Origin of the sequence: Rhizobium sp. SRDI969, assembly GCF_025152725.1 — a bacterium.
In the GTDB taxonomy this organism is placed as follows: Bacteria; Pseudomonadota; Alphaproteobacteria; order Rhizobiales; family Rhizobiaceae; genus Rhizobium; species Rhizobium leguminosarum_I.
In genome coordinates this window covers 17720-42351 of record NZ_CP104039.1, presented here as the reverse complement: position 1 = coordinate 42351, position 24632 = coordinate 17720, and the positions used below count along the sequence as shown (strand labels likewise).

Annotated in this window: 27 protein-coding genes; 3 read left to right on the top strand and 24 right to left on the bottom strand. The window is 61.3% G+C overall.

The window, feature by feature from the left end; translation table 11 throughout:
• Position 1: 1 nt before the first annotated feature.
• The 10 genes from N2A41_RS31910 to N2A41_RS31865 form a co-directional block, all read right to left on the bottom strand.
• The gene (locus N2A41_RS31910) at positions 2 to 874 is read right to left on the bottom strand and encodes an ABC transporter permease (RefSeq protein WP_162117476.1); all 873 of its coding nucleotides are present in this window, start codon (positions 872 to 874) and stop codon (positions 2 to 4) included.
• A 113-nt stretch (positions 875 to 987) separates the two neighbouring features.
• On the bottom strand, positions 988 to 1998 hold the full coding sequence (locus N2A41_RS31905; RefSeq protein ID WP_260112106.1) for a polyamine ABC transporter substrate-binding protein: 1011 nt from the start codon (positions 1996 to 1998) through the stop codon (positions 988 to 990).
• 48 nt (positions 1999 to 2046) lie between these two features.
• Complete coding sequence (locus N2A41_RS31900) at positions 2047 to 2370, bottom strand: NIPSNAP family protein (protein WP_131715455.1); 324 nt, start codon at positions 2368 to 2370, stop codon at positions 2047 to 2049.
• A gap of 5 nt (positions 2371 to 2375) precedes the next feature.
• Entirely contained in the window at positions 2376 to 3839 is a 1464-nt protein-coding gene (locus N2A41_RS31895; protein WP_260112105.1) for an aldehyde dehydrogenase, read from the bottom strand.
• Positions 3840 to 3843: 4 nt separating this feature from the next.
• The gene (locus tag N2A41_RS31890) at positions 3844 to 4884 is read right to left on the bottom strand and encodes an LLM class flavin-dependent oxidoreductase (RefSeq protein WP_162117473.1); all 1041 of its coding nucleotides are present in this window, start codon (positions 4882 to 4884) and stop codon (positions 3844 to 3846) included.
• Positions 4881 to 5816: a flavin reductase family protein gene (locus N2A41_RS31885; RefSeq protein ID WP_170255408.1), complete on the bottom strand. Its 936-nt coding sequence runs from the start codon at positions 5814 to 5816 to the stop codon at positions 4881 to 4883. The genes N2A41_RS31890 and N2A41_RS31885 overlap by 4 nt, the downstream gene beginning before the upstream one ends.
• Entirely contained in the window at positions 5813 to 6658 is an 846-nt protein-coding gene (locus N2A41_RS31880; protein WP_260112104.1) for an alpha/beta fold hydrolase, read from the bottom strand. Before N2A41_RS31880 ends, N2A41_RS31885 begins: the two co-directional genes overlap by 4 nt.
• 14 nt (positions 6659 to 6672) lie before the next feature.
• Complete coding sequence (locus tag N2A41_RS31875; protein WP_260112103.1) at positions 6673 to 7275, bottom strand: amino acid synthesis family protein; 603 nt, start codon at positions 7273 to 7275, stop codon at positions 6673 to 6675.
• Between the two features lie 396 nt (positions 7276 to 7671).
• Complete coding sequence (locus N2A41_RS31870) at positions 7672 to 8364, bottom strand: GntR family transcriptional regulator (RefSeq protein ID WP_260112102.1); 693 nt, start codon at positions 8362 to 8364, stop codon at positions 7672 to 7674.
• A 174-nt stretch (positions 8365 to 8538) separates the two neighbouring features.
• Complete coding sequence (locus N2A41_RS31865; RefSeq protein ID WP_260112101.1) at positions 8539 to 9900, bottom strand: FAD/NAD(P)-binding protein; 1362 nt, start codon at positions 9898 to 9900, stop codon at positions 8539 to 8541.
• Positions 9901 to 10117: 217 nt separating this feature from the next.
• Between N2A41_RS31865 and tauA the strand changes: the two genes are divergently transcribed.
• The 3 genes from tauA to N2A41_RS31850 are packed head-to-tail and all read left to right on the top strand — an operon-like array spanning position 10118 to position 12827.
• Complete coding sequence (gene tauA, locus N2A41_RS31860; RefSeq protein WP_260112100.1) at positions 10118 to 11131, top strand: taurine ABC transporter substrate-binding protein; 1014 nt, start codon at positions 10118 to 10120, stop codon at positions 11129 to 11131.
• A gap of 56 nt (positions 11132 to 11187) precedes the next feature.
• Complete coding sequence (locus N2A41_RS31855) at positions 11188 to 11976, top strand: taurine ABC transporter ATP-binding protein (protein WP_029873499.1); 789 nt, start codon at positions 11188 to 11190, stop codon at positions 11974 to 11976.
• On the top strand, positions 11973 to 12827 hold the full coding sequence (locus N2A41_RS31850) for an ABC transporter permease subunit (RefSeq protein WP_029873500.1): 855 nt from the start codon (positions 11973 to 11975) through the stop codon (positions 12825 to 12827). Before N2A41_RS31855 ends, N2A41_RS31850 begins: the two co-directional genes overlap by 4 nt.
• A gap of 24 nt (positions 12828 to 12851) precedes the next feature.
• Here the strand turns inward: N2A41_RS31850 and N2A41_RS31845 are convergent, their stop codons facing one another.
• The 14 genes from N2A41_RS31845 to N2A41_RS31775 form a co-directional block, all read right to left on the bottom strand.
• Positions 12852 to 13619 (bottom strand): gamma-glutamylcyclotransferase, encoded by a 768-nt coding sequence (locus N2A41_RS31845; protein WP_260112099.1) that lies wholly within the window; start codon positions 13617 to 13619, stop codon positions 12852 to 12854.
• Between the two features lie 3 nt (positions 13620 to 13622).
• Positions 13623 to 13931 (bottom strand): hypothetical protein, encoded by a 309-nt coding sequence (locus tag N2A41_RS31840; RefSeq protein WP_029873502.1) that lies wholly within the window; start codon positions 13929 to 13931, stop codon positions 13623 to 13625.
• An 11-nt stretch (positions 13932 to 13942) separates the two neighbouring features.
• On the bottom strand, positions 13943 to 14524 hold the full coding sequence (locus N2A41_RS31835) for an RBBP9/YdeN family alpha/beta hydrolase (RefSeq protein ID WP_128460114.1): 582 nt from the start codon (positions 14522 to 14524) through the stop codon (positions 13943 to 13945).
• 70 nt (positions 14525 to 14594) lie between these two features.
• A complete protein-coding gene (locus N2A41_RS31830) occupies positions 14595 to 14744 on the bottom strand; it encodes a hypothetical protein (RefSeq protein WP_003555674.1) in 150 nt (49 codons plus the stop codon).
• Positions 14745 to 14757: 13 nt separating this feature from the next.
• Positions 14758 to 14934 (bottom strand): hypothetical protein, encoded by a 177-nt coding sequence (locus N2A41_RS31825; protein ID WP_020047759.1) that lies wholly within the window; start codon positions 14932 to 14934, stop codon positions 14758 to 14760.
• 242 nt (positions 14935 to 15176) lie between these two features.
• On the bottom strand, positions 15177 to 15737 hold the full coding sequence (msuE, locus tag N2A41_RS31820; protein WP_260112098.1) for an FMN reductase: 561 nt from the start codon (positions 15735 to 15737) through the stop codon (positions 15177 to 15179).
• Positions 15738 to 15936: 199 nt separating this feature from the next.
• Entirely contained in the window at positions 15937 to 16533 is a 597-nt protein-coding gene (locus N2A41_RS31815) for a 2-hydroxychromene-2-carboxylate isomerase (RefSeq protein ID WP_003555680.1), read from the bottom strand.
• Positions 16534 to 16589: 56 nt separating this feature from the next.
• Positions 16590 to 17624, bottom strand: coding sequence for an LLM class flavin-dependent oxidoreductase (locus N2A41_RS31810; protein WP_260112097.1), 1035 nt, complete (start codon positions 17622 to 17624; stop codon positions 16590 to 16592).
• A gap of 30 nt (positions 17625 to 17654) precedes the next feature.
• On the bottom strand, positions 17655 to 18590 hold the full coding sequence (locus N2A41_RS31805) for an ABC transporter substrate-binding protein (RefSeq protein WP_170255396.1): 936 nt from the start codon (positions 18588 to 18590) through the stop codon (positions 17655 to 17657).
• A 68-nt stretch (positions 18591 to 18658) separates the two neighbouring features.
• Positions 18659 to 19603 carry an ABC transporter substrate-binding protein gene (locus N2A41_RS31800; protein WP_170255395.1) on the bottom strand — a complete coding sequence of 315 codons (945 nt, stop codon included), beginning with the start codon at positions 19601 to 19603 and terminating at the stop codon, positions 18659 to 18661.
• Positions 19604 to 19695: 92 nt separating this feature from the next.
• Positions 19696 to 21471, bottom strand: coding sequence for an amino acid ABC transporter permease/ATP-binding protein (locus N2A41_RS33385; RefSeq protein ID WP_311202899.1), 1776 nt, complete (start codon positions 21469 to 21471; stop codon positions 19696 to 19698).
• A gap of 37 nt (positions 21472 to 21508) precedes the next feature.
• Positions 21509 to 22066 carry a GNAT family N-acetyltransferase gene (locus N2A41_RS31785; protein WP_260112096.1) on the bottom strand — a complete coding sequence of 186 codons (558 nt, stop codon included), beginning with the start codon at positions 22064 to 22066 and terminating at the stop codon, positions 21509 to 21511.
• Complete coding sequence (locus tag N2A41_RS31780) at positions 22063 to 23262, bottom strand: M20 aminoacylase family protein (protein ID WP_260112095.1); 1200 nt, start codon at positions 23260 to 23262, stop codon at positions 22063 to 22065. The genes N2A41_RS31785 and N2A41_RS31780 overlap by 4 nt, the downstream gene beginning before the upstream one ends.
• 17 nt (positions 23263 to 23279) lie before the next feature.
• Positions 23280 to 24629, bottom strand: a complete 1350-nt coding sequence (locus N2A41_RS31775; protein ID WP_260112094.1) for an LLM class flavin-dependent oxidoreductase — start codon at positions 24627 to 24629, stop codon at positions 23280 to 23282.
• Positions 24630 to 24632: the final 3 nt, after the last annotated feature.

Below are 24632 nucleotides of genomic sequence, written 5' to 3'. Positions count from 1 at the left end.
GTCAACGCCCTCCCGGGTTCTGGTTGCCGACGAAGCGCAGCTGCACGGCATAAAGCAGCAGGGTCACCACGAGGAGCACCAGCGCCGCGGCACCTCCCATTCCCCAGTTGACCAGCGACTGCACGAATTGCGCGATCAGCTCTGCGAGCATCATGTTCGCAGTGCCGCCGAGAAGCGATGGCGTGACGAAATAACCAAGCGACATGACGAAAACCATGAGGGCACCGGCTGCCATGCCGGGCATGGCCAAAGGCAGCAGGACACGGGTCAGGCACTGCCACCGATTGGCGCCGCAAAGTGCTGCCGCCTGCAGGGTCGACGGGTCGATCTTCCTGATCACGCCGTAGAGCGGCAGGATGATGAAGGGTAGCATGATATAGGTCATGCCGATCGTGACCCCGGTCAGATTATTGACGAGTGCTAAGGGCTTGTCGATCAGCCCCATTCCGATCAGCATCTTGTTGATCAGCCCCGTCCGCTGCAAAAGCACCATCCAGGCATAGGTGCGGGCAAGCAGGTTGGTCCACATTGACAGGAGCAGGATCGCAAAGATCACCGAGGTCAGGCGCCCGGGCATGATTGCCAGCGCCCAGGCAACGGGAAATCCGATCAGCAGCGAAATCACCGTGACGAGACCCGAGACGATGAAGGTATTGGCGAAGATCTTGAGATAGGTCGCGGACCCGATCAGCTGCGCATAGTTTCCAAAGCCCGGCACGGGTTCCAGAACGCTTCGCAACAAGAGCACCGCCACCGGCGCGATGAAAAAGATCGTCACGAAGGCGAGAGCCGGAAGGACCCCGCCAAAACCTGTTGCCCTGCGCACCTTTGGCAGGGGCGCAATTGCGCCGGAGGCATCGCTATATGTCGCCATGACAGTCCTTCCCACCCGTCAATTTCCGCAGGCGCCGAGGTCCAACAAATGGGCACCGACGCTGCGGGAGGCACGGCGAACATTCGCCGTGCCCATCCGTCTTAAGTTTCAGGCTATTTCGCCTGCCAGGCGTACCACTTCTCGCCGATGGCATCGCGATTATCAGCCCAGTAGTTCATGTCGGCATTCACCTGGCTGGCCGTCTGCCGATCCGGCAGGGTCTTGGCCGTCTCCGGATCCATCAGCTTGGCCGAGTCAACGTTGATTGGTGCATATCCGGTGGCCTTTGCAAGGGCGGCCTGCGGTTCGGCCGCGGTCGCCATTGCAATGAACTTCATCGCGGCTTCCGCGTTCGGCGAACCCTTCGGCACGACGAGCGAATCCGCAGCGGTGATGTTCTGTTCCCACGAGGTCTCGGTCTTGATACCGCTCGCCGCAAGCGCGGTCATGCGACCATTCCAGACACTGCCGAAGGGAGCCTCGGCGGATGCCAGAAGCTGCTGCGACTGTGCGCCACCCGACCACCAGACGATATCCGATTTGATCGTGTCGAGCTTCTTGAAGGCGCGGTCTAGATCAAGCGGGTAGAGCTTGTCGGCGGCCACGCCGTCGGCAAGCAGCGCCGCTTCGATCACGCCGGGAGCCGACCATTTGTAGAATGTGCGCTTTCCCGGAAACTTCGTCGTGTCGAACAGATCCGCCCAGGTCTTCGGGCAGGCGCTGACGGCATCGGCATTGCAGCCGATCACGAAGGAATAATAGAAGCTGCCGACCGAATAGTCGGTCACGAAGCGCGGATCGAGCTTGGATTTGTCGATGACGGAGAAATCGAGTTTTTCCAGCTGGCCGTTCTTGCCGGCCTGAGCGGCATAGTCGCCTTCGACGTCGACAACGTCCCAGGTAACCTGGCCAGCCTCGACCATCGCCTTGAGCTTGCCGTAATCCGTCGGCCCGTCCTGTACGACGGTGATACCGGTCTTCTCCGTGAACGAGCTGGCCCATGCGGCTTTCTGCGCGTCCTGGGTCGTTCCTCCCCAGCTCGAAAAGACCATGTTGTCGGCGTGCGCCGGTGCGGACACAGCCACGAATGCGGCAACTGCCGCGAAAGCAAATGTTGTTTTCATGTTCCCTTATCCTTGTTCTGGTTTGTCCTACGGGTATGCCTTATGCCGTCAGTGCGCCTCGCTCCTGGGAGAAAAGTTAGCTGGCTTCATAATCTTGTTTTCCGCCACCTCAATCAGATCGCGGATCTTGGGCAGGAAGGCTTGCCACCGGGGATCGGCAAGAAGCCTCTGGCGCCTCGCCTCCCGGTCGTCCAGGCTCGCAAAGGCCCAGATGTGGACGATCTCGTTGATCGTCCCGATCTCCGAAAAGAAGTAACCGACGAGCGTGCCGAGATGGCTCTTCTGGATCTCGATCCCCTCTTCCTCGACGGCCTTGAGATATTGCGGGATGGTGCCGTTCTTCAGCCGATAGGTGCGGATTTCGTAAAACATCGGCGCTACCTCATCACGAAGGGATCGGGGATCGGATCGTCCGATGTCCTGAGCCAGATCGTCTTGGTACGGGTATAATCGAGCGCCGCGGCCATACCGCCTTCCCTACCATGGCCCGACAGGCCGAAACCGCCGAATGGCGCAATCGGAGAGACCACGCGGTAGGTATTGACCCAGACGATCCCAGCACGGAGCCCCTTCATCAGCCGGTGCGCCCGGGTCAGGTTATGGGTGAAAACGCCGGAAGCCAGGCCATAACGGGTATCGTTGGCAAGCCGCAGCGCCTCGGCCTCCGTCTCGAACGACACGACGGACAGGACCGGCCCGAAGAACTCCTCGATCAGCGAGGGCGAGGCGACATCGTCGCAGTCGAGAATCGTCGGCGGGAAATAATAGCCTTCGCCGTCGATCTTGCGTCCTCCCGTGACGAGTCGGGCGCCGCTTTCAATCGACTTGGCGACGAGGGCACCGATACTGTCCTGCTGGCGCTTGGTGGCAAGCGGGCCGACTTCGGTCGCCATATCGAGCGGAGCACCGATCCGGATCGCTTCCGCCTTATCCCGAAGCAGGGCGACGAATTTGTCCTTGATGCTGCGTTCGACGATCAGCCGTGACCCGGCAACGCAGCTCTGCCCTGTCGCGGCGAAGATGCCCGCGACCTGGGCGTTGGCCGCGCTCTCGAGGTCTGCATCGGCAAAGACGATGAATGGCGACTTGCCGCCAAGTTCAAGCGAGGTGGAGGCGAGGTTTTCGGCCGAGTTGCGAACGACGTGCCGGGCGGTTTCAGGGCCGCCGGTGAAGGCCACATGCGCGACCTTCGGGTGCCGGCCGAGGGCGGCGCCGCAGGAGGCGCCGAAACCGGTGATGATGTTGACGACGCCGGCAGGAAAGCCTGCCTCGTGCACGAGCCGTGCAAATTCGAGAAGCGGCGCCGGCCCGTCTTCCGAAGCCTTGACCACCATCGTGCAACCGGCCGCCAGCGCCGGGCCGATCTTCACCGCGGACAGGAAGAGCTGGCTGTTCCACGGCACGACCATCGCAACGACGCCGATCGGCTCACGGCGAAGCCAGACATCCATGTCAGGCTTGTCGATCGGCAGGTAGGCGCCTTCGATCTTGTCGGCGATGCCGGCATAGTAGCGATAGTATTCGGCGACATAAGCGATCTGCGCAGATGTCTCGCGGATGATCTTGCCGGTGTCGCGCGTCTCCAGTTCAGCCAGCACCTGCGCGTTGGCGGCAACCAAATCGGCCAGCTTGTAGAGCAGCTTGCCGCGTTGGGTGGCCGTCATTTTCGGCCAGGCGCCGTCGTAAAGTGCCTTGTCGGCCGCGTTGACAGCCCGATCGACATCCCCCTCGCGCGCTTCGGGCATCTCAGCCCAGGCCGTGCCGGAGGCGGGATCGATGCTCGGATAGCTAGCCTCGCCATCTGAGAATTCGCCGTCGATATAGTGCTGGAAGCGCCGCATGGTCTTACTCCTGAAATGCTGGCATGACCTCGGTGATGAAGCGCTCGAGCGACGCCTTCTTGCGCTCGAAGCTCATGCCGGTGTCGATCCAGAAGGAATATTCGTCATAGCCGAGTGCTTCATACGCCTTGAGCCGGGTGATGACAGTCTCAGCGTCGCCAACGACATTGTTGGTGCGCATGACCTGGTCCGACAGCATGGCGTTTGCTCTGATCTGCTCGTCCGGAATGCGCTCGATCAGACCCTGGGCAATCGGCTTCTCATTCTTGAACCAGGCGAAGAAGTAATTGTAGTAGACGCTGAGCTCATGGGCGGCCTGGGCGACATCGTCCTCTGACGAGCCGACATAGGTATGGCGCAGCAACATGATCTTGGGCCGCTCGATCTCGGAATTCTTCGCGCAGGCGTCGTTGAAGCGCTCCATCAACGATCGAACCTCGTCGTCGCCCTGCCAGAGTGGCGTGACCTGAACGTTGCAGCCGTTGGCGACGGCAAATTCGTGCGAGTTCGGATCGCGCGCCGCCACCCATATGGGCGGGTTCGGCTGCTGCAGCGGCTTCGGCGCCGAGGTGGTCGACGGAAACTTGAAGAATTCCCCATCATGCGCGTAGTCGCCGGCCCATACGCCCTTGACGGCCGGGATGAGCTCGCGCATGCGCTGGCCGGCACCCCAGGCATCGAGCCCGGGCAGCAGGCGCTCATATTCGAAGGAATAGGCCCCCCGCGCGATACCGATATCGAGCCTTCCATCGCAGATGATGTCGGCCATGGCCGCCTCGCCGGCAAGCTTGATCGGATGCCAGAAGGGGGCAATCACCGTCCCCGTTCCGAGCCGCACCCGCGATGTGCGGCGCGCGAGATCAGCAATGGTCACGAACGGATTGGGCGCAATGGTGAAATCCATGCCATGGTGCTCGCCCGTCCAGATCGCGTGCATGCCGCCCTTGTCGGCGATCTCGCAGAGCGCGACGAATTCCTCGTAGAGGCTCTTATGGCTTTGGCTGGCGTCGAGCCGTTCCATATGGACGAAGAGGGAGAACTTCATGCTTTTGCGTCCTTGGCTGGAATTGGGTGAACGGTGCCGCCGGTCTCGTCGCCGAAATAGACGCCGAAATTGCCGATCGAGCTTTCCATCGCAAAACGGTTGACGATATCGGCAGTCGAGCTGGTCTTGAACTTTGCCGCAACCAATGCGTCAGGCTTCAGGAACCTGCCGCCGGCAGGCTCGCCCTCTCCGGCAACGGCGTGATAGACGATGTGCTGCTTGCCGTCGCTCTTGCCCTCATAAACCGAATAGAGAAAACCGATGCTGACTTTCAAGCCGGTGAGCGTTTCCAGGTATTTTTGCAGTGCCTCGGTCGGGCTGCCGTCATGGGCGTCGACGCTCGGCAGGGAGAGCACATCCTCGCCGAGCAGCAGAACTTCCCCGCGGCGTTCGACAACGGCTGCAAGTTCCATATTGCCTTCGCTTGCCGCCGACACCGCCTTGCTTGCGAGCGTCGGCGTGAAATAACCGCCACGCGCATAGCCGAGACCGTTGCGGCCGCTATTGTCGAAAGCTTCGATGCGGCCCATCAAGATGACGTGGTCGCCAGCCTCGATAACCTCTTCCATGGCGCATTCAAACCAAGCCGCAACGTTCGAGAATATCGGGCAGCCTGCCGATCCCTTCGCCCATTCGACCGCCGCAAACCTGTCCTCGACCGGGCGTGCAAAGGTGTTCGACACGTCTTTCTGCATTTCCGAAAGCACGTTGATCGCAAAATGCTGTGCGCCGGTCATGGTGGCGAAATTGCGCGACGTCTTGGCGAGACAGACGAGGAGAAGCGGTGGATTGAGCGAGACCGAGGTGAAGGAGTTCGCTGTGAAGCCGATCGGATGTCCTTCCCCGTCGCAGGCGGTGACGACGGTCACCCCGGTCGGAAAAGCCCCGAATGCATCTCGCAGTGCTCTTGGGTCGACAGTCTGGATTGTCATCGTTCATCCTCCCCGAACGATAGCCACTCAGCGAGCAGCGAATTGACGATATCAGGTGCGGTCAGGTTCACCATATGACGATGGCCTTCGACGATGCGGGCGTAGCCCCGCGGCGCAAGCTCGGCCATTTGTGTCGCCATCAAGGGCGTCGAGTTCGGATCATCGGATCCCGTCAGAAAAAGGGCCGGGCCAGCCACGTCTTTCCAGCCGTCAGCATAGGTGGCGTCTCCTCCCGCGAAGGCGGCGTAAGCGACGGCATATCCCTGGGGATCGACGAGGTTTAGCCATTTTCGCGTCAATTCACGCGCGGTGACGCTGTCCGCATCTTCGCCGAACCAGCGGGCCAGAGGACCTTCCTTGTCGACGCCCGATACCGGAATGGCCGCGGCGCGCGAAAGGACGGCGGCCTTTGCTTCAGGGTCACGCCTGTAGACGCCGTTGAGGTAGGCGACGCGGCTGATCCGCTCGCCAAATGTTGCGGCTGCCCCTCCTGAAACCAGTGCGCCCATCGAGTGCCCGGCAACATTTGCCCTGTCGATTGCCATCTCGTCGAGAAAGCGTGCGAACCAGTCGACGAACTCCTCGAGCCGACTGCCCGTTGGGAGCTTTGCGCTCTCGCCATGTCCGGGCATGTCGACAGCGATAATGCGATGGCCTGCAGACAGAAATGCGATCTGCGGAGCCCAGGCCTCGAGCCGCATGCCGACGCCATGAATGAGAACCAGCGGCTCACCGCTGCCGACCTCGTGATAGGCAGTTCCGCTTGCCGTCGTCTTTCGGGGCAAGGCACCGGCGGCGTTGGTTGCTGCAGCGGTGCGTGTGGTCGATCCGGCTGTCAGCATCTCAGAGAGCTCCCTTAAACGCCCGCAGGATTGGCAACATCCTGCCCCAGGTCTTTCAGATCCTGGTAGCGGTCTCCGATGCGGTGATGCGGGCGCCCGCCTATCGAAGCACCGAGAGCCACGACGATCTCGTCGGCAGCAGGCGCGTCGGGGATCGACGTCTGGATGGTCAGATAGTGCGAACGGCGGCCTTCATCGTTCTTGTCCATCAACGGGATCATGATCGGTGCATTGGCAGGACCGCGTGTGTTGCAGAAGGCGAGATAGGACTTGGCGCCGACGGCCTGGCGATAAAAATTGCCGAAACGTAGCGTGTGGATGAGCGCGGACCCGTGTTCGATCTCGCCGTCCAGGCCGACGACGGCGGACTTTCCATATCCCTCGACAGCCTCGCCGGACCCAACCGCATCGATGATCATCTTGGTCAGCAACTCGCCGAGGGCCGGAGCGCTTGCGTGAATTTCGGGCTTGAGGTCGTCGACGAAGCCGCGACCGGCCCAGGGATTCTTCACGACCGCGAAGGCGGTAAACAGCTTCAGCGGCACCGCCGCGGCCTTGCCGCCTTCGATCAGCGTCGTTTCGATCTGCAGTCCCGTCTTGCGAATTTGAATGGCCATCGAGCACCTCATTTCTCAGTTTCGTATTATGGTATACCATAATATATGAGTGTCAAGCTGGTTGCTGCGAGAACTCAGCTCAGGCCAAGGCGGAGATTTGGTTTGGATGTGCGCTCTCGCCTCTCAGCCGACGCTTTCTTCCTATCAACGCGTTGTCAGCTGACAAACGACGAGGCGCCCCGCGGAGGCAGGCTGAGTCCAGACGTCACGGTCATCCCAGTTCATGGTACCGCCTTACATATTATTTAATATGGCATACCATCACATTGGAGAAAGTGGGGTGTCAAGCGCGGAGTATTTGAATAGCGCGGAACATCATCGCGAATGGAGTGATATCGACAGCCGAGGTGAGTGCATTGCCGGGGCCTACGGGGAAGCCGCAGGGCTCGCTCGTGCTTATTCTGCAGGCTTCTTGGCGGAGAGCACCGCTTCTGCGATCGCGCTTGCGGCGGCGACGTGATCCATCGCGGCCCGGTAAGCGCCCTCGCCGTCGCCGCGGCGGATGGCGTCGACGATCTTCGACATCTGCAGCGGGCCTTCGATGCCACGTCTCTCCGTCTTGATCGTCATCGAGCGCAGGTGGTTTATGCGCACGGTGAGGAGATTGACGACACCCCAGGCAACGTTCCTGTCAACCATGGTGAACAGCGTCTGATAGAAGGAAGAGGTGTTCGTCAGCACAGCCGCCATGTCGTTGTCGCGATAACTCTTGCGGATCCCGGCCAGCGATTCCTCCAGCGCGGCGACGATCTCCGGGCTGCGGCGCTCCGCGCACAGCCGCGCCGCCATGCCTTCCAGCGCGCCACGGATCTCATAGATCTGTTTGGCTTCGTCGATATCGAGCTGCGCGACGATCGGCCCCTTGTTCGGCAGATTGGCGACAAGCCCTTCCGATTCCAGATGCCTCAGAACCTCGCGCACGACCGTTCGGCTGACGCCGAGCTGGGCGCAGAGGTCACGCTCGACAAGGCGATCTCCGGGACGGAAATATCCGTTGACGATGGCTTCGCGGACCTTGTCGAGTGCCAGTTCCCGCAAGGTCTTTGCAGGACGCTCGACTCGAATTGCGTCCTTCAGAGCACCGCTCATTGTCTACCTCAGTGTTGGACTTTGCACGCTCAACTTCCGCCGCCGCGGCCGAATGCAAGAATCGTATTATGGCGTACCAGATACTGTAGCTGTCGGCGGCCGGCAATTCAACAAGCGCCGTGCCACCTGCCGTACAGGCACGCAAAGGACGCTCTGCTGCATGCACGTCAGGAGCTAGCCTCTTGAAACGATCTCCTCGACCACGGCCTTGGCCTGCACCCGGATATCCGGAACGGCGGTGATCTCCCAGAATTGCCCCGCCGTCAGGGCGCCGACCGCAAACAGTCGGGCCGGCGAGATCCGGGACGGGGCTATGACCTCGGAAGCGGCATCCACCTGGATCCCGAGGCCAAGAGGATCGGGGACGATCAACTCAAAGCGGCTCATTTCCTTCAAAAGCGGTGAATGACTGATCCCGGCCCGCTCCATTCCGGTGCAATTGACGAGCCAGTCCGCCCTGATCTCGGCGATCTCGCGCGCCGCCCTGACCCTGTAGCTGGCAACGAGCAGGCCCTCCTCGGCCCCGAGCGATTTCAGGAAGCCCGCGTGGAAACGAACGGTTCCGTCCAAGACCAGTTTCTCAAACCTGTCGTATACGTCCGGCGCGACCCGGTGACGATGAATATTCCACCAGGGAAGCGCATGCCTGAGGAAGCGTGCCCGCTCCCTGCTCGAAAGCCGTTGCCAGAGAGCCTGCGTTGCAGGCCTCAGACCGTCCATCACGGCTCGCCAGTCGGCAACCGTCCTGCTCTTTGCCCGCAGGGTCTTCAATATGCCGCTGATCGTGTCCGGAAGCATGTGAACGTCGATCGGCAGAGGCGCCGGCGGCTTCCGCGCGTGTCCGAGCGGTGCAAGCCCGCGCCGCGAAAGCACATCGATCTTGCCGCTGTGGCCATGGGCGCGAAGCGCGAGGACCTGATCGATCATCGTCAGACCGGATCCGAGGATACACACCGCATCGGATGGTGCGACGCGCCTCAGCCAGGAAAGCCGCCACGGGTTCTCGATGATCCGCGATCGCAGCGATGCCGGGACGCCATCCGGAGCGACCGGAAGGGTCGCGTTCCCGACGCCGAGGCAGAGCACCACGTTCTTGCCGGCAATCTCGTCGCCGTTGCCGAGATGGAAGGTCAGCGTACTGCTGTACCGTTCCACGCATCCCGCCGCCTTGGCCTTGATGAAATCGACCCGGCAACGGCCGTTCCGTTCTCGAAGCAGCCGCGCAAGCGTATCGCGGACATAAAGACCGTAATCGCTGCGCGAGGCAAAATCGCCGGCCTGCAGCTGGCGTCCATGACCTTTCAGCCAGTCGACAAAGTCATCGGGTTGATGCGGCAAGAGGCTCATGCGGCCGGCGGGAACATTGAGGCGATGGAGATAGAGCTCCGTCCGGTACGCCGTCCCGCGGCCGAAGCCGGGATCGTCGCCGACGACGGCGACCGTCGCCGAAACGGGAAGCTGCTCGATGAGATTGCAGGTAACCGCTATCGCTGAGAAACCGGATCCGACCACGATAACATCATATGTCAAATGCATTCTCCCTGAAGCTCAGAACGTCATCGAGACATTTCGTCATTCAAGCCCCGTGTCGCTCACCGGTCCCTGCTGATCGCACGAGCGGCAGAATCACGAAAACAATTATCCTTATAGTCTATAAATATAGTTTGTTATTTCTCCCGCTAGCCCCTCCCCAACCATTAGGCTTTTGAGGGTGAGATCAAGGGCCATGCGGCCCTGAACAAAGGGGCTCAAGATGAATTTCAGGAATTTGGTTGCAGCAATCGCCGTCGGCGTCGGCACTCTTGCAACGGCTGTTGTCGCCGAAGCGGCGGACAAGAAGGTCGTTGTCGCCTATCAAACCGACGCCTTGCCGTCTTCCGTAGCGATCGCCAATGGCGAATTCGCCAAGGAGACGGGATACAAGATCGACTTCCGCAGGTTCAATTCGGGCGCCGAAATCTTTGCGGCCATTGCATCCGGCGACGTCCAGGTCGGCTATGTCGGCTCCAGCCCGTTTGCGGCTGCTGTGTCACGCGGGCTCGAGGTCAAGGCCTTTTACCTCGCCTCGATCTCGGGCATCGACGAGGCCCTCGTCGTCCGCAACGGTTCCGGCATCGAAAGCCTGAATGATCTGAAGGGCAAGAAGCTCGCGGCCGCGCCAGTATCCACGGACCACTATCAACTCCTGGCGCTGATCAAATCGCTGGGCCTGACCGAAAAAGACGTTCAGGTCTTCGCAATCCCTCAGCCTGAGATTGTCGCCAGCTATAATCGCGGCGACATCGACGGCGGCTTCGTCTGGGATCCGGCGCTGACCGAACTGAAGAAGAACGGAAAGGTTCTGGTGACCTCCAAGGAGGTGGCAGACAAGGGTGCGCCAACATTCTCCGCCTGGGTCGCGACCTCGACGTTTGCCGCCGACAACCCGGACTTTCTGAAGGGTTTCGCTTCGGTCATCAACAAATACTACGCATCCTTCGCATCGGACAAATCCGCCTGGGGTCCCGACAGCGACAACGCCAAGTCGCTTGCCAAGCTTCTCGGCGGAACGGCCGATCAGCAGGCCTCGGCCCTGGAGAACCTCACGCTTCTGACACCTGAGGTCCAGGCATCGGATGCATGGCTCGGCGGCGGCGAAAAGGCGGGTGCCGGCAAGATCCTCAAGGACACGGCATCGTTTCTGAAGGAGCAGGGCAAGGTTTCCGACGTGCTGGCGAATTACGGCGCCTTCGTCACCGCAGATGCCCTCACCGGCGTCAGCAACTGATCCTCCCCGACACCGGCGCGGCTTGCCGCGCCGGTGTCTAACGTGCGAGCGGCAATATGCTTAAAGTCGATCACGCCAGCGTTTACTTCGCAGCCCGCGACGGGCGGACCGTTCACGCGCTCGATCGCGTTTCCTTCGATATTCCCGAACGGAGCTTCGTCGTCGCGCTCGGCGCGTCGGGATGCGGCAAATCAACCCTCCTCAACGCGATTGCCGGTTTCCTTCCGCTTTCGGACGGCCGGATCACGCTCGATGGCCGCGCGGTCGAACAACCCGGCGCGGACCGCGGCGTCGTTTTTCAGAAAGACTCGCTGCTACCCTGGAAATCGGTGGTCGACAATGTCGCCCTCGGTTTGAAATTCGCCGGGGTCAAGCGCAAGGAGCGCGAAGCACGCGCCCTGGAGCTGCTCCGGCTTGTCGGTCTCGACGAATTCGCCGGCGCTTTTCCCTACGAGCTGTCGGGCGGCATGCGCCAGCGTGTCGGCATCGCACGCGCTCTGGCGACAAATCCCGACATCCTGCTGATGGACGAGCCGTTCGGCGCGCTCGACAGCTTGACGCGCGAGCAGATGCAGGAACTGCTGGTTTCCATCTGGGATAAGACGGCAAAGAAGGTCTTCTTCATCACGCACTCTATTGAAGAGGCCTTGTTCCTGGGCACGCAGGTCCTGGTCATGTCACCTCGACCGGGGCGCGTCGTTGCACGCTTCGATCTGGATTTCGTTCGCCGCTTCGCAGAAACCGGCGACGCCCGATCGATCAAGGCGTCACCGCAATTTGCCGAGCTGCGCGAGGAGATCCGCGCCATTCTCCACAGCACCGAAGACCTCAGGAGCGCCGCATGAGCGATATAGTGCAGGCCCCGCCGATTGCGGCGGATAGAGAGGACCATCAGGTCAAGCTGGTGAAAATGGCGGGCTTTGGAGCCGGCGAGAAATCGACGGTGGCCATCAGCATTGCGACAGCGCTGGCCATACTGCTGCTGTGGTGGGTCGTCTCCGCGCTCGGTGTCGTTCCACACCTGTTTCTGCCGCGTCCTGACGAGGTGCTGACACAGATCGGCGCCATCTATCGCGACGGTTACGCAGGAGCGTCGCTGTCCGAGCATGTTTTTGCAAGCCTGTTCCGCATCGTGGTCGCCGCCCTCATCGCCGTCTCCGCCGGCATCCCTCTCGGATTGCTCATGGGCCTGAATCGCTGGGCAAAAGGGGTGCTCGATGCGCCGATCGAGTTTTACTGGCCGCTTCCGCCGCTCTCCTACCTGCCGCTGATGATCATCTGGCTCGGCATCGGCGAGACGTCGAAGATCACGCTGCTGGTGCTTGCGATGTTCGCACCGATCTGCCTCTCGGCCCAGGCCGGCGTCCGTGCGCTGCCGATCGAGCGCGTCAATGCCGCGCGTTCGCTGGGCGCGAGCCGGCTGCAGCTCTTCCTGGACATCGTCCTCCCGTCGGCCCTGCCCGAGATTCTCACCGGCATTCGAATTGCGCTCGGTGTCGGCTGGGGTACGCTGGTTGCGGCTGAATTGATCGCCTCCACGCGCGGGATTGGTTTCATGATCATGTCGGCTTCACAGTTCCTGGCGACCGACGTCGTCTTCGTCGGTATCGGCATCATCGCGATCTGCGCGTTCACCTTCTCGGCCGCCATCCGGTTTCTGGAGGCGTACCTCGTGCCCTGGAAGGGCAAGCTCTGACCGGAGGGCGGCAGGGAGCGATATTCAATGGTTTCCCGCCGCCGCGTTCAGCCCGTGTATGGCGACGAGCTCGGCTGCGACCAGCTTCTGAAGCCGCCATAAATTGCGGTCCCGGATGCCACGTTCTTCCAGATGTTTCACCGTCAGATACAGATATTCGGCGCAGGAACCCATGTGGCCGCAGGCTCTCGCAAGCACCTGCGCCACCGTCTCCAGCGGCAATTTTCGGGAAACGCGCTCGCCCTTCGGGCCAGCCCAAAAGACCAGCGCGCGCACGAGCCCGTGTGCGGTCGCGACAGGGATCCAACGAACCGTCGCAGCGTCTTCGATCGTGCCGACTTCACGGCGGATCAACCGCCGAATCTGACCAAGGCGATCATCATCGGCAAGCCTGAAGACGATGCCGTTGCAACGTCCACCGCGGTCAAGTGCCATCATCAGACCCGGCTGGGCCTGGGTTCCCCGCCAGCGGGTCATCTGCAGGCAGAAGGAGCGATGCCAGCCTCTTGTTGCGCCATGCTGCGATTCGACGGCGTCGAAGTCCGGCTTCCATATCAATGATCCATAGGCGAAGATCCAAAGCGGCGCGCCGGTAGACTCATGGAGAAGCCGGTTGGCGAGCATCTCCACCTCGGCTTCGGTCAGCGGTTTTCGATGTGGCTCGGGGCCGACATCGATCGCGGGGCGAAGGCTCAGCGATACGAGTTCGTCCGTCAGAGCCATTGTTGATCCGGTCATCAAAAGTTTGCTTCCGTGGACCGCCGACTGATTGTGCTCCCGAATCTCCGCCATGCGTCAGTGCACCGTAAATCTGGCCGCATCGGCCTGGCGCCGCTGCAGGCTGCGTATCAGCATCGCGGCCTCCCTGACGATTGCCGAAAACGTCGCATCATCTGCCTCGGCGATCCTTCCCGTCATCTCGCGGATGATCGTCGTCAAATGAATGATGGAATGGCGATGCTGCGGATCTTCCGATCCCATTTCGGTAGCTGCCATGGCGAGCAGCGTCTGCACCAGCCGCTCCATGGTTTGGCGGCGCCTGGTCCTCGGGTCGGCATTCGGATCTTCGCTAAGGCGCAGCAGGTCGGCGACAATGTCGGACATTGCGATTCCACTCACATAGCAAAAGCCGGCGGCATGGAAACGACATGCCTTCGACCGCGCGTTTGCGTCTTCAAGCCCTCCAACAATCGGTAGCCGTTGCGCCAGCGGCCAAAGCCGCTGGCGACATTGATGTGCCCGGCAAGGCCGATATTCCTGGTCTCGGCGTTCCACAAGCGGCCGAACAGGGTCAGCCGATCGACCGTCATGTAGGCATCGTTCATGCTGCCGACGACGATGCTCGGAAAAGGCAAAGGCGCCGTCGGCATGGCGCCAAACGAGATATGCCCGGGATGCAGGTTTTCCGTGGCCGGCAGATCGCATGGAGCAACGAGCAATGCTCCCTTGACGCGCCGCGCTGCACTTCGCCCGGCCAAGCGGGCGGCAAGCAGGCATCCGAGACTATGGGCAACCAGATAGGCCTCGCCGGCCTCTTCAAGCGCGCCTTCCAATCGCAGCAGCCAGTTGTCAAGGTTCGGATGATCCCAGTCGTCCTGAGCGACGCAACGACTGCCAGGCTGATCCTGCAGCCAGTGCTGTTGCCAATGCCCTTCTCCCGAGCCGAAAAGCCCGGGAAGAATAAGTACATCGATCATCTGACGGCATCCTCTCTGAAGCTGCGCGTCGGTCTTTTTCCCGATCGGGGCAAACATCGGACATCACTCATCAGATCCACCCGATCACCAGGGCGAACAGGAATGTAAAGGAGCTGACGATCGTGCAGATTCCGGCCGCATGCCTGAAATGCGGCATGACGCTGCCTTCCGCTCTTCTCGCACCGTGCCGACGCAGGTCGGTCTCAACGACAATCGCCATCACACAATTCTCCTCAATACCAAAGGCCGGGCATCGCGCCCCAATAGTGGAGTTCGTATTCGCGGGCGGACCGGTCGCGCTCTTCATCCCGCGCGAACAATCCGTTTAGAGGCTCGCGCGCAGCCGGCGTCTTCGGCTCTAGCAGCCGGCCAATCGTGAGTTTTGGCCAGAAGTGGAAATCAAGCTTCATGCGAACCTCCTGTCGGGAACCGGTATTCTTCGGTTAGGAAATCAGCGAATGACGTTGTGCACTGGCGAGTAGAACGTGAAGCGATGCCGTCGGTCCGTAGAGCATCAGCAGGCGGTTCTCTTCGCGTTTGGCGAGACGATATCGTCGGGCGAATTCGAAGACGCTCCACAATTGATCGCTTGGCCCCGGCCTTTCCGCATCGGTGATCGTCGCTTCCTGAGATCAAGCCATCGCGACGATCCCTACTCGGCTGCCGCCAGAGCCGGATTTGCGCCCGGAAAGAAAGCCGCCAATTCGCCGATCACGTCGGTGATGCGGGCCAAAAGCGGATCGGATGAGACCGCATAGTCTGTGAAATCGCGATCGGACGCATAAACGGCGGTCGGTAAGGTATGGGCCATGAAAAAACCGAACAGCGGCCGAAGCTGATGCTCGACCATCAACGCATGCCGGTCACCGCCGCCGGTCGCCGTGATGATGATCGGCTTGCCCCGAAGTTCGTGGGGGTCGATCAGGTCGATGAGGTGCTTGAAATGGCCGGGATAAGAGCCTTTGTAGGTCGGCGAGCCGATGATCAGGGCATCGGCCTGCACGATCTCGTCGATGACATGCCTGGCCTGCGCGTCGAGATCCTTTCGCCACAAAGCGCTGCCCAGCGACGGACCGACATCATTGAGATCATAGCTCTTGCTGGTAAATCCGTAGCGAATGCTCGCACGTTCGGCGACGTGCCGCACAAGTGCCAATGTCTTCGATGGACGGTTGAAGCTGCCAGCGATGCCGACGAGTTTGAAACCTGACATGGTTTTTCCTCTCTTTGCGTTGCCCCAACTATTGTCTACAAAATTGATAGATTAAAGGAACGTGCATCTCTCCTTGTTCGCCTGGTTGAAAAAAATGTTCGCCGCCGCTTCGGCACGCATAAGCTGCAAGCTGACCGCCATCGACATCTCAGACCTCGGGACGCTGCAATTCATTGCGGTCACATTGCTTGATCCAAGCCTAAGGCTTGTCGCCGTGAAGATGACGTTCGAGGAAGGGCAAATTGTCCTGCCCCCAATAGATCTCGCCGTCAAAGACATATGTGGGAAAGCCGAAGACGCCGCTGTCGCGCGCATGCACGCGGTCCGCCGACCATTTGTTCTGGACATCGTCATCGGCTTGTCGTCTGAGGAGTGCTGCGCCATCGAAACCTGCTGATGTCACGATTGCTTCGCGCACATCGGGCTTGCCGATATCCTTCGCCTCGCTCCAGAAGGCGTGCTGCAGGGCGCGGGCAACGCCGATCCAATCCTGTCCGTCGAGGTAAGCCGCAATCACGAAGAGGGACGCCGGCGTCGGATCGCTCAGATCCGGGCGATGTTCGAGCCGCAGTTCCTTGCCGCGCAAGCGCGCCCAGCGCTTGAGGTCTCGCGTCCAGTAGGCGCGCCGGATCTCCGGGCGGTTGCGCGAAAAGATACCACCATTTTCCTCGACCACCGTCGTCAGGTAGGGCGTGATGACGACGTCGTTCTTCGCCGCAAGTTCGGCGAAGGCATCGAAGCCGATATACGACCAGGGCGAGCCGATCGAAAAGAAATATTCTACCGATTTGGTCACTGATGAATGTTCCCTGTGAGGTGATTGTTCTGGCGTCGAATGGGCGACGGCATTTTTCAGGAAGCGGCCCGAATGTCGGATGGCGCTTTCCATCCGAGCTCCGGTGCGATCAGCGTCACGAAGTCGTGGAGAATCTGTCGATACTCCTCGTGCTCGAATTCGTAGGGGAGCTCCAGCCTCAACTCGCTGACCTCGGGCAGGATCGGATCGGCAAACAGCTGCGTCAATATCTCGTCCGATGTGCCGACGACATCACGGGCGAACAGCGCGCACCGCTCGCCCTGCGGCGAAAGCGTCCGCTCCTCACGGCCATCGGCATAGTCTCGATACCGGCGCCGCGTTGCCGCATCGGCGCTATCGAAAGGCACGATGACGCGGCCCAGCGCGACCCGGCGCTGCGTGCCCGCCGCGCGATAGGTTTCGATCAGCTGCGATTGCGCGGTGAAGAAATCATCGGTCCCCTCACCCGTTATCACATTGCCGGTCAACAGGTTGAAGCCATTGCGGCCGGCCCATTCGGCCGAGCGCTGCGACCCGCCGCCATACCAGATCCGGTCGATCAGGCCCTTCGCATAAGGTTGCAGCCGCGGCCGCTGCGGGCCGAAGGGCGTTTTGATCAAGGTCTGCTCGTCGCCAAGATAAGTGCCACGCAGATTGCTGGCAAAGCGCAACACACGATCATGCGAAAAATCGTACCCCGTCCAGTCGCCGTCGAAGACGAGCGGGGCAATCAGCTCGGCGTGCAGCGGCCGGCCGGCGCTGACGCCGATATTCAGCCGTCCGCGCGACAGAACATCGACGGTGGCGAGATCTTCGGCTAGCCGGTAAGGGCTCTCGTAACCGATCGGGATGACCGCGGTTCCAAGCTCGATCCGGCTGGTTCGCTGCGTCGCCGCCGCCAGGAAGGCGCTCGCGGAAGAGATTCCGGGCTCCAGGTGCCGCTGGCGGACCCAGGCGCTGGCGAAGCCCAGATCTTCGCCATATTGCAGTTGCTCAAGCGTTTGCTCCAATCCTGACAACGGATTGTCGTCGGGATAGTTGCCGGGGGTGAGGAAGCCGATATGGCTGATGGATATGTTGCGGCCGCTCATGTCGTCCCTTCCACTCGTGCCATCCGATGATCAGTATTTCGGCAGGCCGGGCGGGTTGGTCTCCGATGCCGGCAAGGCTTCCTCGGCAAGATGCCAGTGGTCGAGGATTCTTGCGTAGGTGCCGTCCTTGATCAGCCCGTTGGTGGCGACAGTCAGCGCATCGGCCAGCCCGCTTCCCTTGCGGGTGGTGATCGCGACGTCCGAGCGATCCGGCCAGCCGGCGCTCAGCGTGCCGACGCGCTTGATGTTCTTGTCGCGCGCGGCGATGAAGACGAGCTGTGCATGCGGTTGGACGATGACATCGGCCCGGTCGGAACGCAGCGCGAGAAGGCTTGCCGCCTCGTCGTCGTAATATTGCAGCTCGATCGGTTTCAGGCCCGCGGCAACATCTTCCTCGCTCCACTTCACCAGGATGCGCTCCTGGTTGGTGCCGGCCCCGACAATGATCCTGAGGCCCGCCGCATCCTTGGGCTCCTTGATCGAGGTCACAGGGCTGTCGGATTTCACGAAGAAACCATGCAGGCCCTGGCGGTAGGTGGAAAAATCGAATTTTTCCTTGCGCTGCTCGGTGACACCGACATTGGAGATGACGGCATCATACTTGCCCGAGGCGAGGCCGAGCGGCCAGTCGATCCAGGCGACCGGCACGATCTCCAGCGTCAGGCCGAGGCTGTCGGCGATGGCATAGGCATAGTCGGGATCTGCCCCGACCACGGTCTTGGCGTCGGTGGCATAGGTGGCAAGCGGCGGGCCGCCGGGACTGACGGCGATGGTGAACTTGCCTGGTGTGACGAACTTGAAATCCTTGGGGATTGCGGCAATCGCCGCATCGTTCTTGGCGGCGTGAAGCCGACCCGGCTGCTCTGGGCTGAGGTCGAAATCCTCGGCTGCATGAGCTGCGCCGTAGGAAAGGGCTGACGCTATGGCGGCGATCAGCAGGGTCCGGAATGCCGGAAAGGCAATCATCGTCTTCAATCTCCAAATTGTCAGGGAGGAATGGCCGGCAGCATTGCCGCCGGCCCAATAGGGATCGATCAGGAGCCGCTCTTCGGCAGGCCGGGCGGGTTGATCTGGGCTTTGTCGATCGCTTCGGGACCGAGGTTCCACGTATCGAGGATCTTCCGGTAGGCGCCGCTGGCGATCAGATCGTTGACGACATCGGTCAAGGGCGCTGCCAGGCCGCTGCCCTTGCGTGTGGTGACGGCAATTTCCGCCGTGATCGGCCAACCACCGCTGACGGTGCCGACGAGCTTGGTCTTGCCGTTGATCCCCGCCGAATAGGCTTGCGTCGCGTTCACGCTGAAGACGGTGTCTGCTCTGCCGGACTGAACGGCGAGATCCTTGACCGCGTCGTCGTCATAATATTGCACCTCGATTGGCTTCAGGCCGGCGGCGACGTTCTCGCGATCCCATTCCAGCAGGATCTTCTCCTGGTTGGTGCCGGCATCGGTGATGACCTTCAGGCCGGCAATATCCTTCGGCTGCTTGATCGAGGTGATCGAGCTGTCGGCCTTGACGTAGAAGCCAAGTTCGTCCTTGCGGTAGGTCGAGAAATCGAATTTCTCCTTGCGCTCTTCCGTGACCGTCACGTTGGAGATCACCGCGTCGAACTTTCCGGAGGTCAGCCCCAGCGGCCAATCGGCCCAGGCAACAGAAACCAATTCGAGCTTCAGGCCCAGGCTGTCGGCAATGGCCTGCGCCAGATCGACGTCGTAACCGATAACCGTCTTGGAATCGGAGGCATAATCATGCAGCGGCAGATTGCCGCTCGAGCTGATGCCGACAGTGAAGACACCGTTTTCGACGAACTTGAAGTCCTTGACTTCGGCAATGCGCTTTTCGTTCTTTTCCACCCGCAGCCGGTTCGGCTGCTCGGGGCTGAGATCGAACTTCTGCTGCGCCTGCGCTGAACCGAAACCGATCGCGGCCATGGTGACGGCTCCCGCTATCAGAAGCCTTGCCCTATCTGTAAATGTCATGCCCCTTCTCCATTTCATCTTTAGGTTGTGGTTATTGTTATTCGGCCGGAGCAGCCCGTCGCGGCCCGGCATTTCGCCAGCGCTATCAGGCGCTAGAGAACCTTGGCGAGGAATTCCCGCGTGCGGGGATGTTCCGCTTGTGTGAAGATGTGGGCCGGCGGGCCAGCCTCCAGAATGCGGCCGCTCTCCATGAAGACGACGCTGTCGGCGACTTCGCGGGCAAAACCGACCTCATGGGTGACGATGACGAGCGTCGTGCCGGTGCGGGCAAGTTCCTTGATGACGTCGAGCACTTCGCCGACGAGCTCCGGATCGAGTGCCGATGTCGGCTCGTCGAAGAGCAGCACCTTCGGGCGGAGCGCCAGTGCGCGGGCGATCGCCACACGCTGCTGCTGGCCGCCGGAAAGCTGGCGCGGATAGGCGTTGATCTTGTCGCTGAGGCCGATGCGTGCCAGCAGCTCCTGCGCCAGCTGCACGGCGTCCTCGCGGCCGGCGCCGCGAACCTGGATCGGTGCCTCGATGAGGTTTTCGAGCACGGTCAGATGCGGGAAGAGATTGAAGCTCTGGAAGACCATGCCGATATCGGCGCGGCGTTTGAGGATATCCTTCTCCTTGAGCTCGTAGAGCGTGTCGCCCTTCCTGCTGTAACCGACGAAATCGCCGTCGACCGAAATAAAGCCTTCATCGACACGCTCCAGATGGTTGATGGCGCGCAGAAGCGTCGACTTGCCCGAGCCGGACGGACCGAGGATGGCGGTCACACTGCCGGCGGGAAGGCTGAGCTCGACATCATCGAGCACTTTCAGCGAGCCGAAGCTTTTGGAAATGCCGTGGATGCGCACCGCGCCGCCTGCGGCCCGCAGCGTCGCCGCATCCTGGAAACCGATCTTGCGCACCGTGTCGGTCGCCGTCTCGAGGACAGGCAGCGGCCGGCGGAAACGCTCGAAAAATACCTGGAATGGCAATGGCGTCGGATTGCGCACGGCGCCTTTGGAAAAATAGCGTTCGATATAGCGCTGAGCGATCGACAGCACCGTCATGATGATCAGGTACCAGACGGTCGCGACCATCAGCAGCGGAATGACTTCGAGATTGCGGCGGTAGATCACCTGAACCGTATAGAAGAGTTCCGGCAACGCCAGCACGTAGACCATGGAGGTGCTCTTCGCCAGACCGATGAGTTCGTTGAAGCCGGTCGGCAGGATCGAGCGCATGGCCTGCGGCAACACGATGCGGAAGGCCTGGCGGCGGCGCGGCAGACCGAGTGCGGCGGCGGCCTCCAGCTGTCCGTGATCCACCGAGAGAATACCGCCGCGCACGATCTCGGCGAAGAAGGCCGACTGGTTGAGCGTCAGGCCAAGGAAGGCGGCGGCAAAGGGAGTCAGCAGCTGCACTGTCGGATAGTCGAGGAAGACGGTATCGGTGAAGGGAATGCCGATCTTGATCGTCTCATAGAGGTAGCCGAGATTGTTCAGGATCAGCAGCAGCACGATGACCGGGATCGAGCGCAGCAGCCAGATATAGCCCCAGGAGAGACCGGAGAGCAGCGGCGACTTGGAAACGCGGGCAAGCGCCAGAGCCGTTCCGAGGATGGAGCCGGATATGGCAGCAAGCACGGTCAAAAGCAGCGTCCTGCCGAGACCGACGAGCACTGGTTCGGCAAAGAACCATTCAGCAAAGACGCCCCAACCCCAGCGCGGATTGGTGAAGATGGAATAGAGCACGGCGATGATGACGACGGCAGCAAAGATCGTGCCTGCCAGGCGGCCCGGATGACGCGCCGGCACGATGTGATAACGGGAATAATCCTTCGATCCTGCCGTCCTGCTGCCGGGGTCGATGCCCACGAAATCCGTTGTCAGTGCCATTGTGCTTCCCTTTTATGATTGTCGGTCTTTGCCATTTTCAGAAATTTTCACCGGCCACGCGCAGGCGCGGTTCGGCATCTTCGTGCGCAGGGTCAGCGAGATGGCTGATGTCCTTCTCGAAGGGCAGGCTCTTGTAGATCTCGGGATCGGCGGAGGTGTCGAAGAGAGCGGTGTAGCCGTAGTTCAGATAGAGGCCGACGGCTTCGGGCTGGCGAAAGCCGGTCGTCAGGTAGATGCTGGAATAGCCTTGGCGGGCGGCCTGGGCCTCCAGTTCCACCAGCACCTTGCGGGCAAGGCCCTGACGGCGCAGATCGGAGCGCGTCCAGATGCGTTTGAACTCCGCCGTGCGTTCGTCATAATTCTTGAAGGCGCCGCCGCCGATGGTTTCGCCATCACGGATCAACAGGAGAAAATTGCCGTCAGGCGGCGCAAAAGCTTCGGGAGGATAGCGGTTCAGCTCGGCCGCAGCCCCTTCGGCATTGAAATAGTTGCCGTAGCGGCTGTCATATTCGTGGATCAATTCATCGATCAGCGGTTTGGCGCGTGGGTCGAGAGGGCTGGTATAGAGAACCGTATCGCTCATATCGTTCATCACCCGTTGTCATCAGTGAGGAAGGTTTCGGCGAGCCGCACCCAGTAACGGGCGGCGGGCGCGATGATCGCGTCGTTGAAATTATAGTGGGCGCTGTGGAGAGGAGCGCTGTCGCCATTCCCGACGAAGAGATAGCTGCCGGGATTTGCCTGCAGCATGAAGGCAAAATCCTCGCTCGCTGTCCTCGGCCGGAAATCCTTCTCGATCGCCGCGGGGCCGAGTGCGTCGTCGGCGACGTCGCGGGCAAAGGCCGTCTCCGCCGCATGGTTGATCAGCGCCGGAAAGCCGAGGCGGTAATTCACATCCGCCTCAGCGCCGAAGCTTTCGGCCTGGGCGCGGGCCAGTGCCGGAATGCGCTCTCGCAACAGCTGGCGGACCGTCTCGTTATAGGCCCGCATGGTCAGCTGCATCTCGACGCTTTCCGGGATGACGTTCGAGGCGGAGCCGGCATGGATCGAGCCGACGGTGACGACCGCCATCTCCTGCGGATCGACATTGCGCGAAACGACGCTCTGCAGCGCGGTGATGAAGGAGGCCGAAGCGAGCACCGGATCGACTGTCCGGTGCGGTTCAGCGCCATGGCCGCCCTTGCCGATGATCTTGATGATCGCCTTGTCGACCGAAGCCATGGCCGGGCCGGCGACGAAGCCGAATTGGCCCGTCGGCACACCCGGCCAATTGTGCAGCCCGAAGACCGCATTGACAGGAAAACGTTCGAACAGGCCCTCCGAGATCATCTTTCGGGCGCCGGCGCCGATTTCCTCGGCGGGCTGGAAGATCAGCCGCAGCGTGCCGCTGAAATTGCCACTTTCGGCGAGATAACGGGCGGCGGCGAGCAGGATCGACGTATGCCCGTCATGGCCGCAGGCATGCATGACACCAGGATTGCTGCTGGTATAAGCCAGACCGGTCGCCTCCTCGATTGGCAGCGCGTCAATGTCGGCGCGGATGCCGATCCGCTTTTTACCATCGCCGCGCTTGAGGGTGGCGACGATGCCGGTTCCGGCAATGCCCGTCGCCACCTCATAGCCCCAGGAGGAAAGGTGGGATGCCACAAGCTTGCTGGTTCTGAGCTCCTGAAACGCGAGCTCCGGATATTGGTGCAGGTCGTGGCGAAGCGCGATGATCTCGTCGAGATAGGCGGCGATACCTTTCTCGACCGGATCGTTGCTGTGCGAGTTCTGAGCGATGATGTTCATTGCGGTTCGTCAGCGCCTCAAGCGCCGACAGCCTTTCCGCGCTCGACCTGGTCCGCGCCCGCCGCATAGCGGCTTTCGCGGAAGGGCAGGCCGAGATGGTCGCGCAGCGTCTCGCCCTTCAGGACCGGATCGAAATAGCCGCGTTCCGTGAGGATCGGCAGAACGTATCTGGAGAAGTCGTCGAAGCCCTCGGCGATGACAGGGAAACCGAGGATGAAGCCGTCGGCGGCGCCATGGTCCACCCAGCGGATGATCTCGTCGGCGATATGCTCGGCCGTGCCGATGAATGCCGTGCGCGGCGTTGCTGAATCGAGCGCGACCTGGCGGAGCGTCAGGCCTTTCTCCCGCGCCGTCTTCTTGATGCGGTCGGTGGTGGCGCGGAAATTGTTCCTGCCGATATCGCCGAGTTCCGGGAATGGCTCGTCGAGCGGATAGACTCTGAAATCATGATGATCGAAGAAGCGGCCGAGATAGAGCAGTGCCTCCTCTGTCGTGACGAGGTTGCGGATCGCCTGATACTTGGCTTCCGCCTCTTCCTGCGTCGCACCGACGATCGGTCCGATACCGGGATAGATACCGACTTCCGCGGCACTGCGGCCATGGGCAATTACGCTGTCCTTGAGCTGGCGGTAGAAGGCCTGCGCCTCCTCGAACGGCCCGCCATTGGTGAAGACGGCATCGGCATGTTTGCCGGCGAGCCGGATGCCGGAATCCGAGGCGCCAGCCTGGAACACGACCGGCTGGCCCTGACTGGAACGGCCGATATTGAGCGGCCCCTCGACGCGGAAGAAGCGGCCCTTGTGGTTGAGGCGATGCATCTTCGTCTTGTCGACAAAGACGCCGGTCTCGCGGTTGCGGACGAAGGCGTCGTCGTCCCAGGAATCCCACAGGCCCTTGATCGCATCGATATAATCCTCGGCGATCTCGTAGCGCAGTTCGTGCTCGGGATGTTCGCGGCTGTAATTGCGCCCCGAGCCCTCGAGCGGCGAGGTCACCGCGTTCCACCCTGCCCTGCCGCCGCTGATGAGATCGATCGAGGCGAACTGGCGGGCGATGGTGAAGGGATCGCTGTAGGAGGTCGAAACCGTGCCGACGAGACCGATTTTCGAGGTCGAGGCGGCGAGCGCCGAGAGAATGGCGATGGGCTCGAAGCGGTTGAGGAAATGCGGAATGGACTGTTCGTTGATGTAGAGCCCGTCGGCAACGAAGGCGAAAGCGATGCCGGCCGCCTCCGCCTTGCGCGCCGTCTTGACGAAGAACTCGAAATTGACGCTGGCATCGGCCGGTCCGCTTGGATGCTTCCAGGCATTCATGTGACCGCCGGGACCCTGCAGCATGATGCCGAACGTGACGTGTCTTTGAGCCATGGG

Excerpts from the sequence above, each read along its gene's own strand:
- N2A41_RS31910 (WP_162117476.1), bottom strand. The coding sequence starts at position 874 with ATGGCGACATATAGCGATGCCTCCGGCGCAATTGCGCCCCTGCCAAAG.
- N2A41_RS31905 (WP_260112106.1), bottom strand. The coding sequence starts at position 1,998 with ATGAAAACAACATTTGCTTTCGCGGCAGTTGCCGCATTCGTGGCTGTG.
- N2A41_RS31900 (WP_131715455.1), bottom strand. The coding sequence starts at position 2,370 with ATGTTTTACGAAATCCGCACCTATCGGCTGAAGAACGGCACCATCCCG.
- N2A41_RS31895 (WP_260112105.1), bottom strand. The coding sequence starts at position 3,839 with ATGCGGCGCTTCCAGCACTATATCGACGGCGAATTCTCAGATGGCGAG.
- N2A41_RS31890 (WP_162117473.1), bottom strand. The coding sequence starts at position 4,884 with ATGAAGTTCTCCCTCTTCGTCCATATGGAACGGCTCGACGCCAGCCAA.
- N2A41_RS31885 (WP_170255408.1), bottom strand. The coding sequence starts at position 5,816 with ATGACAATCCAGACTGTCGACCCAAGAGCACTGCGAGATGCATTCGGG.
- N2A41_RS31880 (WP_260112104.1), bottom strand. The coding sequence starts at position 6,658 with ATGCTGACAGCCGGATCGACCACACGCACCGCTGCAGCAACCAACGCC.
- N2A41_RS31875 (WP_260112103.1), bottom strand. The coding sequence starts at position 7,275 with ATGGCCATTCAAATTCGCAAGACGGGACTGCAGATCGAAACGACGCTG.
- N2A41_RS31870 (WP_260112102.1), bottom strand. The coding sequence starts at position 8,364 with ATGAGCGGTGCTCTGAAGGACGCAATTCGAGTCGAGCGTCCTGCAAAG.
- N2A41_RS31865 (WP_260112101.1), bottom strand. The coding sequence starts at position 9,900 with ATGCATTTGACATATGATGTTATCGTGGTCGGATCCGGTTTCTCAGCG.
- tauA (WP_260112100.1), top strand. The coding sequence starts at position 10,118 with ATGAATTTCAGGAATTTGGTTGCAGCAATCGCCGTCGGCGTCGGCACT.
- N2A41_RS31855 (WP_029873499.1), top strand. The coding sequence starts at position 11,188 with ATGCTTAAAGTCGATCACGCCAGCGTTTACTTCGCAGCCCGCGACGGG.
- N2A41_RS31850 (WP_029873500.1), top strand. The coding sequence starts at position 11,973 with ATGAGCGATATAGTGCAGGCCCCGCCGATTGCGGCGGATAGAGAGGAC.
- N2A41_RS31845 (WP_260112099.1), bottom strand. The coding sequence starts at position 13,619 with ATGGCGGAGATTCGGGAGCACAATCAGTCGGCGGTCCACGGAAGCAAA.
- N2A41_RS31840 (WP_029873502.1), bottom strand. The coding sequence starts at position 13,931 with ATGTCCGACATTGTCGCCGACCTGCTGCGCCTTAGCGAAGATCCGAAT.
- N2A41_RS31835 (WP_128460114.1), bottom strand. The coding sequence starts at position 14,524 with ATGATCGATGTACTTATTCTTCCCGGGCTTTTCGGCTCGGGAGAAGGG.
- N2A41_RS31830 (WP_003555674.1), bottom strand. The coding sequence starts at position 14,744 with ATGGCGATTGTCGTTGAGACCGACCTGCGTCGGCACGGTGCGAGAAGA.
- N2A41_RS31825 (WP_020047759.1), bottom strand. The coding sequence starts at position 14,934 with ATGAAGCTTGATTTCCACTTCTGGCCAAAACTCACGATTGGCCGGCTG.
- msuE (WP_260112098.1), bottom strand. The coding sequence starts at position 15,737 with ATGTCAGGTTTCAAACTCGTCGGCATCGCTGGCAGCTTCAACCGTCCA.
- N2A41_RS31810 (WP_260112097.1), bottom strand. The coding sequence starts at position 17,624 with ATGAGCGGCCGCAACATATCCATCAGCCATATCGGCTTCCTCACCCCC.
- N2A41_RS31805 (WP_170255396.1), bottom strand. The coding sequence starts at position 18,590 with ATGATTGCCTTTCCGGCATTCCGGACCCTGCTGATCGCCGCCATAGCG.
- N2A41_RS31800 (WP_170255395.1), bottom strand. The coding sequence starts at position 19,603 with ATGACATTTACAGATAGGGCAAGGCTTCTGATAGCGGGAGCCGTCACC.
- N2A41_RS33385 (WP_311202899.1), bottom strand. The coding sequence starts at position 21,471 with ATGGCACTGACAACGGATTTCGTGGGCATCGACCCCGGCAGCAGGACG.
- N2A41_RS31780 (WP_260112095.1), bottom strand. The coding sequence starts at position 23,262 with ATGAACATCATCGCTCAGAACTCGCACAGCAACGATCCGGTCGAGAAA.
- N2A41_RS31775 (WP_260112094.1), bottom strand. The coding sequence starts at position 24,629 with ATGGCTCAAAGACACGTCACGTTCGGCATCATGCTGCAGGGTCCCGGC.